The following is a 7,701-nucleotide window of genomic DNA, read 5'->3' on the forward strand; positions in this document are numbered from 1 at the left end:
TGGTGTGGCGGCGAGGTGCGCATCCGGATGCTATTTCCGGTTCGACGTTGCGTGCCTGCCTACCGCACGTGGCCATCGGTGAGCTCTGCGAGATTCGCATGTCCGCGACATCATCGCAGGCACCGGTGCAAGGCGTCGTAACCGCGCTGGTCGATGGTATCGCGTCGGTGAGCCTGCTCGGCGACAGCGAAGGTCTGTCCATGGATGCGGTGATCCTGCCAAGCGGCGAGTTGCAGAAAGTCCATGTCTCCCCGGTCTTGCTCGGTTGTGTGTTGGATGCGCACGGCAGGACCGTGGAACGTCTCGACGGGGGCGCATCGGTAACATCCCATCCGGATGCGCGGTCGCTGACTTCGCCACCCGTCAACTATCGCGAAAGGCGCAGCGTGGACGAGCCGTTCGCTACGGGCATACGGGCCATCGATGCATTGCTGAGCTGTGGCGTGGGACAGCGCATGGGAATCTTCGCACCCGCCGGCGGGGGTAAGACCACGCTGACAGAAATGCTGCTGGAAAGTGCGATCGCGGACGTCTACGTCGTCGCTTTGGTAGGCGAGCGCGGACGCGAAGTCGGTGGGTTCGTCGAGCGCCTGCGCGCGTCGGGTAACGCCGCACGAACCGTTATCGTGCAATCCACCTCCGACACGGCGCCTGCCGCGCGCTGTAGCGCAGCCCAGATGGCGGCGACGGTGGCCGAGTATTTTCGCGACACCGGTTGTCGCGTGCTGTTGGTGATGGATTCGGTCACACGCTATGCGCGCGCACTGCGCGACGTCGCCTTGGCAGCGGGCGAGCCCCCGGCACGGCGTGGCTTTCCGGCGTCCGTTTTCGAAGCGTTACCGCGCCTGCTGGAGCGGCCGGGGCGCACTGTGCTCGGCAGCATTACGGCGTTCTATACCGTCCTGCTGGAAGACGAAGAAGAAGCCGATGCGGTTGGCGAAGAAGTCAAGTCACTGCTCGACGGGCATATCTATCTATCTTCTCGGCTGGCGGCGAAAGGGCATTACCCGGCCATCGATGTACTGCGCAGTAAAAGCCGCCTATTCAACGAAGTGGCCACCCCCGGGCAGATGGAGGCCGCCATGCGCTTGCGCCGGGATCTGTCCGCCCTGGATGACCTGCAGTTTATGCGCGACATGGGCGAATACAAGCCGGGAGCCAATGCACAGAACGATGCGCTGCTGGCACGTGAAAGCCCGATCCACGCCTTTCTGCAACAGGGGCGGCATGAGCGTGTCGACTATGCGGCTGCCGTGGAGGCGCTACGTGCGTTCGCATGAGCACATCTGCCACTTGCGTCGATGGAAACGCGCTCAGGCCGAGCGCGAACAAGCCACGGCGCGGGAACATGGCGAAGCTGCCGCTAGGGCGCAGCACGAGGCAGATACCTTGCGTGCCGCTGCGGCCGCCTGCGTGGACGATGCCATCGTCACTCATGAATTGGGGCTGGACCGTGCCGCGCTGTTCGATCGCTTGCGCACACTCGCGGTGGCTCGTGCCCATGTATTGGAATCGCAACATCGCGTCGGCGAATTGAGCCAGCAGGCAGCGCACAGCCGTGAACAGGCCGCCGTATCGCTACGTCTGGCAGTCGAGCATCGGCGCCGAAGCAACAAGTTGGACGAATGGCTGAGCCGCCAGCAGCGAAAGCGCCGTCAAAGCGCCGAGCGGCGAGCCGAGTGGGAAACTCAAGAGGATTACGCATGCCGACGCCGTTGACACCTGCACCGTCGATTCCGCCCGCATCACCGCCAGAACTGAGGGGGCAGCCTCTCGTTTCGCTGGCTGATCGCGTGCTCGGGCACTTGACCGGGCATGGCGGACCCAAACTCCAGCCTAAAGCTAAGCCCAAGCAGAAGCTAGATGAGGATGTGCATGCCGCAGTCTCTGGGTACCCGGTACCCGCACTTCGTACATCGCCGTTTGATTCGATCGCTTTGACGGCCTCGGGGGAGACGGCAGCTGAGAGCGGCGACGCAAGCCGTATTGCAGCCTGGACTGCTATCGATTCGTCACCTGTGTCCATGCCGGCGGTACCGGCATCTGCCGAGGCCGAATCGGTGGCGATCGGGCGAGACCGGTTGGCATGGTCGAGCGAGGGCGAGGTCGCCGATCCCGAAAGTACTTCGCCGAATCGCCTCGATGGCGAGCTGTCCAAACTCGGATCGCTCGTGGGGGATGGCGTCGTTGAGAAGTTCATGTCGATGACGCGGACGCCAGGGGGAGCTGGACAAGCTCCAGCGCCCGCTGAGTCGTCAGATGACGATGGCTCGTTGGAAGCGGCAAGTGCGCGCGCCGAAAGTCTGCCTATCGAGGCAATCGATGTATCACGGGTGCACGAACGTCGGGCGCGTGGAGAGTCGCACTCCGAGTCGCCGGCGACTGTCGTCCCTGACGCAAGCAAGGCCGTCGCGTCATCCTTGGCGTCCCTATCCGCACCTTTGAGGCTGGAGTTGCCCGCGCTGGGCTCCATGGACGCGGTGGCGCATCGGCGCGATATCGACCGCTTGGTCACCGCGATGGCGTCACCACAGGCCGGTGCCGATAGACCCGTTGCCTCACAGTTGCACTACGCATTTCGTTCCTGGGGTGCCGGACATGCTGTGACAGCCCAAATGGTGCTAGGCAGCCTGGTTTTCCAAGCCAGTTCGCCCCGCGTTGGCTCCGCACTGGCAGCGGCGATGCCCGATGGCGTGTCCAATGCGCCATGGCGCATCGAAGCGACCGATGCCACGTCCGATGAGGATACGGCGCGCAAGCGTCGAGGTTGACGATGGCCGCCGTGTTCAATTCCCTGCGCAAGCTCGATGCCAAAGAGGCCGAGCGGCAGGCAAGCTTTCGCCTGTGTCGCCGCCTTGGCGCACCGTTGCGCTGGCAGGCATTGGCGGCGCATACGCATTACCTGCGGTTTCGCCTGGAGCGCGACGACGGCAGCCTGGTTTGCCTGGTTGGTCTGGACGGCTGGGTGAGGGCGCAATGGCCCGACCTGCACGGTCTCGCCTGGGATGTCTGCGATGTGGCGACGTTGCGTCGGTTGATTGCAGGCTGTGTGCAACCGATCCGTTTCGAACATCCTGGCCATGCGTATCGTCGCGCGCACTTCGAAGGGCGTGTGGATGGCGGTCAAGATGCCTATCCCTTTCCTTGCGTTGAAAGTCGCGAAGGCGATGTCTGGATCGAGCGCGCCGATATCCAGCCGCGTCACGCTGCGCCGCTCGCGAGCTGGGTGCCGGCCTTGGCGATATCCGCCGATTACCGTATTGGCCACGCGCACCTGTCCGTGCGCCGGCTCGACCGTCTGCGTGTCCATGACGTACTGCTGTTCGAGCTAACGCATGGTACCGCCTATTACGGCGAGCGGCCCCTGTTTCACTTCACCTTCAATACAGGACAGATTGTCATGGACGAAATCATTCTGGATACCGAGTTCGAACAGGCCGAGGGGATCCCGGTGCCGTCGCAAGCGCATATCCCGGTCGCCTCGCTCAACGTGCAGGTAGATGTCGTGCTTTGCCGCATGCGGCATACGCTTGAGCAGCTGGCCGAATTGCAGCCGGGCATGACCTGGGAGCTACCCGAGAACGCGCATCGCCAGGTGCGGCTACTGGTCAATGGGCAATGCGTTGCCACCGGCGAAGTGGTGCAGGTGGCCGACAAGCTCGGCGTACAGATCGCCAGTTTGTCCGGTGTACCATGAATTTCGGCGATAACGACATCTCGGTTATCGCCGTCCTGGCGATGGCTTCGTTAGTACCGTTCCTGGTGGCTGTGGGCACCTGCTACCTGAAATTCAGCGTAGTCTTCACCTTGGTACGTAACGGCCTGGGCCTGCAACAGGTGCCGTCCAATATGGTCATCAATGCCCTGGCCTTGATGCTGGCGGCCTTTGTCATGCAACCGATACTGGGCGCCATCTACGATAACTACCGGGCCTTGAGCGAGCCATTGAATAGCGTCAGCGGTGTCATCAGCCTCCTTGAGGGAAGCCTGGGCGAATACCGTGCTTACCTGGCGCGCTATACCGATGCCGACCTGCTCGCCTTCTTCGAGCGGGCGCAGCGTACCGATATCGAGTTGCCAGTGACGGCAGCACCGGAAGAACGCTCGCTGTTTTCCTTATTGCCGGCCTATGCACTGAGTGAGCTGAAGGACGCCTTCCGCATCGGCTTCTATCTGTATCTGCCATTTGTGGTGGTGGACCTGGTCGTCTCCAGCGTCCTGCTGGCCCTGGGCATGATGATGATGAGCCCGGTCACCGTCTCGGCGCCGATCAAGCTGATTCTGTTCGTGGTGATGGATGGTTGGGGGCAGCTATCGCAAGGCCTGGTCAGGCAATACCTGGACGTGCCGTTATGAGGTCCTGCGCATGGATGAGTTGATGAATACGGGTAGCCGCACGCTATTCACCATCTTGATGCTCGCTGCCGGCCCGGTGTTCACGGCGACGATCGTGGGCTTGAGCATGGGGCTGATCCAGACCGTGACTCAGGTGCAGGAACAAACCCTGTCCTTTGGCGTCAAGCTGATCTCGGTGACAACGGTGCTTGTGCTGCTGATGGGCTGGCTGGGTAGCAAAGTGGTGGAGTTCGCCGATTTCATGATGCAACAGGCGTTGCTGTGAGCGGTCATGTTGCTGTCACCCCTGGATCGTGAGCTGATTGCGCTGGTACACGAGCACGGCCAACGCGCCGCGATCGCTACCGTTCGCATTGCGAGTTGTTTTGCATGGTTGCCTTATCTGTCCTCTGGCACGGTTTCGTCGCGCCTGACGCGCACGGTGCTGGCGATGATCGTGCTCGTTGGCATGTGGCCTGTCACCGAAGGCATGATCGTGCCGGTCGACATGTTCGATGCGGTCAGGCTCGCCGGGATGGAAGCATTGATCGGCACGGGCTTGGGGCTTGTGCTGTCCTTTCCATATCACGCCTTCCATGCGCTTGGTGCGATGAGCGATAACCAGCGCGGTGCTAGCATCAGCAGCGCAGTCGATCCGTTGAGTGGAATCGAGGCGACGGAGACAGCCAATTTGTTGCAGTTGTTCAGCGCCACGCTGTTCCTGAGTTTGGGCGGCATGACGGCGCTGCTCGAGGCTGTGTACGAAAGCTATCGCTGGTTACCTATCGGCGCGGCGTTCCAGTTCGATGCCGATGGCCTGACCCTGCACATGGGGCATCTGCTTGCCGCCGCCGTACGCATGGCAGCGCCTTTGCTATTGCTTTTGATGTTGGCGGAAGTCTGTCTGGGCATGCTCTCGCGGTTCGCTCAGCAATTGAACGCCTTCTCCGAGTCGCTGGCGATCAAATCCATGGTGGCGTTTCTGGCGCTGGCGATCTACCTGATGCCATTGATGCAGAGGGAGCTCCCGGCGTTGTGGCGATCGTTGCCCGCAGACTATCTGCGGCCGGTGTCGGAGCTGCCATGAAGACCGAAAAGCCGACGCCACGTCGTCTGCTGGAGGAGACCCGCAAAGGCAAGGGCTTTCATAGCACGGACATGTCGGCCGCGTTTACGCTTGTAGGCGGCATGTTGGTGTTGCTGTCCTTCACATCGCTGATGGCGGTGGCGGGGCTCTATCGTTATGTGATCGATCGCGGCTTCGACGTCTTGCCGAGTCAGATGTTTTATCTGGCGCTGACGGCCTATGCCAAAGCCGTAGCGCCGACCGCGTTGGCCAGCCTCGTGTTTGCGTTATTGATCGGCTTGTTCAAATCCGGCGGTGTGCTGGCGACTGAGGCACTCAAGATCGATCTGGACCGCCTCAATCCAGTCAACGGGTTTAAAAACCTGTTTTCGCTCAAAGTGGTGCTGGACCTGCTAAAGGCCCTTCTGTACCTCACGGCCACTGCTATGGCGGTGATAATAGTGTGGAATAACGAAGCGGCCGCCATCTTTCGTCTGTCTAGCGCCAATCCCACCGATCTGGTGCGTGCATGGGCAGCGATCGGTGCGCGCGCGGTGCTTACCCTGCTGGCCGCTCTCGCGCCGGTGTATGTGTTGGCGGCATTTCTCGACTACCGCATGCATATCCGCAACCTTCGTATGGAAAAGCACGAGGTCAAGCAGGAGCGCAAAGACAACGAAGGCGATCCCGAGATCAAGCGACGCCGTCGCGACACGGCCAGAGAGCTCTCCGCGCAGACCCAGGCGGACGTCGCAGGGTCGACCTTGGTGCTGGCCAATCCCACGCATATCGCTATCGGCATCTACCTCCACAGCGACGATATCCCGTTGCCCTTCATCTCGGTACGTGAGCACGGCGCCAAGGCGCTTGCGGTCATCAAACTGGCGGAGAAGTTCAATGTGCCGGTGGTGCGCGACGTTCGGCTGGCACGTGCCATCTTTGCGCAAAGCAAATGCTACACCTTCGTGCACTCGGACGAGATCGAAGCCGTCATGCGTGTCGTCCAGTGGCTGCGCGATGTCGAACGCGCCGGCCAAGAAGACGCAGCGCAGGACGAGGCATAGCAAGTATTGGCCCGCTTAGTCCGCATCGCGGTCACAAGAGCGGAATCTGGAAGCACGCCATCGAGGTAATGCTCATACTGGCAGTGCGTGACGAAGTATTGGAGTCAAGGCAAATGAATGCCAACGTCGACGACCGTGATGATGAGCAACTAGCCGAAGCGTTGGTGGCCGGTCTGCAAGCCGGTGCCACCGTAGGGGAGCTGCGAGGTATCAGCAGCGACATGCTCGAGGGCGTCTACGCGTACGCGTACCGGTTCTATGAAAACGGGCAGATCGAAGAAGCCGAAGTATTTTTCCGCTTCCTGTACCTGTACGACTTCTATAACGGGGAATACGCGCTGGGGCTGGCCGCGGTCTATCAAATGAAGCGCCAGTACCAGAAAGCCATCGATATGTATGCGGTGGCCTATGCGCTGACCAAGAACGACTACCGGCCCATGTTTCATGTGGGCCAGTGCCAGCTCGGGCTGAGAAAGCTCAACCTGGCCAGGGACTGCTTCGAAACCGTCGTCCAAAAATCACAGGACGAAGGGCTGGTGGCGCGCGCCAGATCCTATCTGGAAGTGATTGCGGATACCCAGGCTAACGACACTGCAGCGAAGGAGAGGGAATGACTAGTATCACTACCGGCCTGACCGCACCGCCGGTATGCACCGGCGGGGTGGAAGGCGCGGCCGCGGCGGCGACGGGGTTCGGCACGGCGCCCGCTCGCCTCGTCAACCAGATCGAGCAGACTACCGCGCGCATGCTCGCCTTGGCGGCATCCAGCGATGCCAAAAACGGCGGGAGCTTGCGCGATCCGGCGGCACCGGCGTTGCGAGCCGTCAACACGGCGCAGATTCATCAAGCCGCGGGAGATGTGGAACGGAAGCTGTCCACGGAAGCGGCAATGCTGCAGCTGTTGATGATGCTGCAGGAGACACTTGGCGACAACAACCTGCAGCGATTGATGGATCGTAGCCAGCAGTTCCAGAAGCTGATGCAGGCGCGTAAAGCTAATGGCGAACGCTTGTCATCCGAACTGCGAGCCGCGCAGGAGCGTGTCGCGCAGCTGACCGATGAATCCGCCGCAGCCGCCGAAGCGGCGAGGGACGCCATGGCGGCGGCCGAGGAAGCCAGGCGTGAGGCCGAACGGCTGCAGGTCGAGCTCGATGGCGCCGCTCCGGATTCGCCGGGCTATGACGATCTGAAGGCGCGTGCCACCGCTGCCGCCGCACGTGCCGAGCAGCTCAAGAC

The 7,701-nt window shown here is 61.6% G+C and carries 10 protein-coding genes; all 10 read left to right on the forward strand.

Translation table 11 applies throughout. The features are described 5' to 3' along the window. Positions 1 to 68 precede the first annotated feature (68 nt). Positions 69 to 1,280 carry a FliI/YscN family ATPase gene (locus VIM98_RS13375; protein ID WP_331993619.1) on the forward strand — a complete coding sequence of 404 codons (1,212 nt, stop codon included), beginning with the start codon at positions 69 to 71 and terminating at the stop codon, positions 1,278 to 1,280. Further along, complete coding sequence (locus VIM98_RS13380; protein ID WP_331993610.1) at positions 1,267 to 1,719, forward strand: hypothetical protein; 453 nt, start codon at positions 1,267 to 1,269, stop codon at positions 1,717 to 1,719. The genes VIM98_RS13375 and VIM98_RS13380 overlap by 14 nt, the downstream gene beginning before the upstream one ends. Positions 1,720 to 2,018: 299 nt before the next feature. Further along, a complete protein-coding gene (locus tag VIM98_RS13385; RefSeq protein ID WP_331993611.1) occupies positions 2,019 to 2,771 on the forward strand; it encodes a hypothetical protein in 753 nt (250 codons plus the stop codon). A gap of 2 nt (positions 2,772 to 2,773) precedes the next feature. After that, a complete protein-coding gene (locus VIM98_RS13390) occupies positions 2,774 to 3,697 on the forward strand; it encodes a FliM/FliN family flagellar motor switch protein (protein ID WP_331993612.1) in 924 nt (307 codons plus the stop codon). Continuing rightward, positions 3,694 to 4,356: an EscR/YscR/HrcR family type III secretion system export apparatus protein gene (locus VIM98_RS13395; protein WP_331993613.1), complete on the forward strand. Its 663-nt coding sequence runs from the start codon at positions 3,694 to 3,696 to the stop codon at positions 4,354 to 4,356. Before VIM98_RS13390 ends, VIM98_RS13395 begins: the two co-directional genes overlap by 4 nt. Positions 4,357 to 4,366: 10 nt before the next feature. After that, on the forward strand, positions 4,367 to 4,621 hold the full coding sequence (sctS, locus tag VIM98_RS13400) for a type III secretion system export apparatus subunit SctS (RefSeq protein WP_331993614.1): 255 nt from the start codon (positions 4,367 to 4,369) through the stop codon (positions 4,619 to 4,621). 6 nt (positions 4,622 to 4,627) lie between these two features. Beyond that, positions 4,628 to 5,422, forward strand: coding sequence for a type III secretion system export apparatus subunit SctT (sctT, locus tag VIM98_RS13405; RefSeq protein WP_331993615.1), 795 nt, complete (start codon positions 4,628 to 4,630; stop codon positions 5,420 to 5,422). Beyond that, positions 5,419 to 6,465: an EscU/YscU/HrcU family type III secretion system export apparatus switch protein gene (locus tag VIM98_RS13410; RefSeq protein ID WP_331993616.1), complete on the forward strand. Its 1,047-nt coding sequence runs from the start codon at positions 5,419 to 5,421 to the stop codon at positions 6,463 to 6,465. Before sctT ends, VIM98_RS13410 begins: the two co-directional genes overlap by 4 nt. Before the next feature lie 113 nt (positions 6,466 to 6,578). Then, on the forward strand, positions 6,579 to 7,079 hold the full coding sequence (gene sicA / locus VIM98_RS13415) for a type III secretion system translocator chaperone SicA (RefSeq protein ID WP_331993617.1): 501 nt from the start codon (positions 6,579 to 6,581) through the stop codon (positions 7,077 to 7,079). Beyond that, positions 7,076 to 7,701 (forward strand): hypothetical protein (locus VIM98_RS13420; protein ID WP_331993618.1); only part of this gene is annotated, 626 nt, incomplete at its 3' end. The genes sicA and VIM98_RS13420, both read left to right, overlap by 4 nt.

Source organism: Dyella sp., assembly GCF_036568765.1.
Taxonomy (GTDB): Bacteria; Pseudomonadota; Gammaproteobacteria; order Xanthomonadales; family Rhodanobacteraceae; genus GSA-30.

Coding starts and splice junctions, on each gene's coding strand:
- VIM98_RS13390 (WP_331993612.1), top strand. CDS start 2,774: ATGGCCGCCGTGTTCAATTCCCTGCGCAAGCTCGATGCCAAAGAGGCC.
- VIM98_RS13395 (WP_331993613.1), top strand. CDS start 3,694: ATGAATTTCGGCGATAACGACATCTCGGTTATCGCCGTCCTGGCGATG.
- sctS (WP_331993614.1), top strand. CDS start 4,367: ATGGATGAGTTGATGAATACGGGTAGCCGCACGCTATTCACCATCTTG.
- sctT (WP_331993615.1), top strand. CDS start 4,628: ATGTTGCTGTCACCCCTGGATCGTGAGCTGATTGCGCTGGTACACGAG.
- VIM98_RS13410 (WP_331993616.1), top strand. CDS start 5,419: ATGAAGACCGAAAAGCCGACGCCACGTCGTCTGCTGGAGGAGACCCGC.
- sicA (WP_331993617.1), top strand. CDS start 6,579: ATGAATGCCAACGTCGACGACCGTGATGATGAGCAACTAGCCGAAGCG.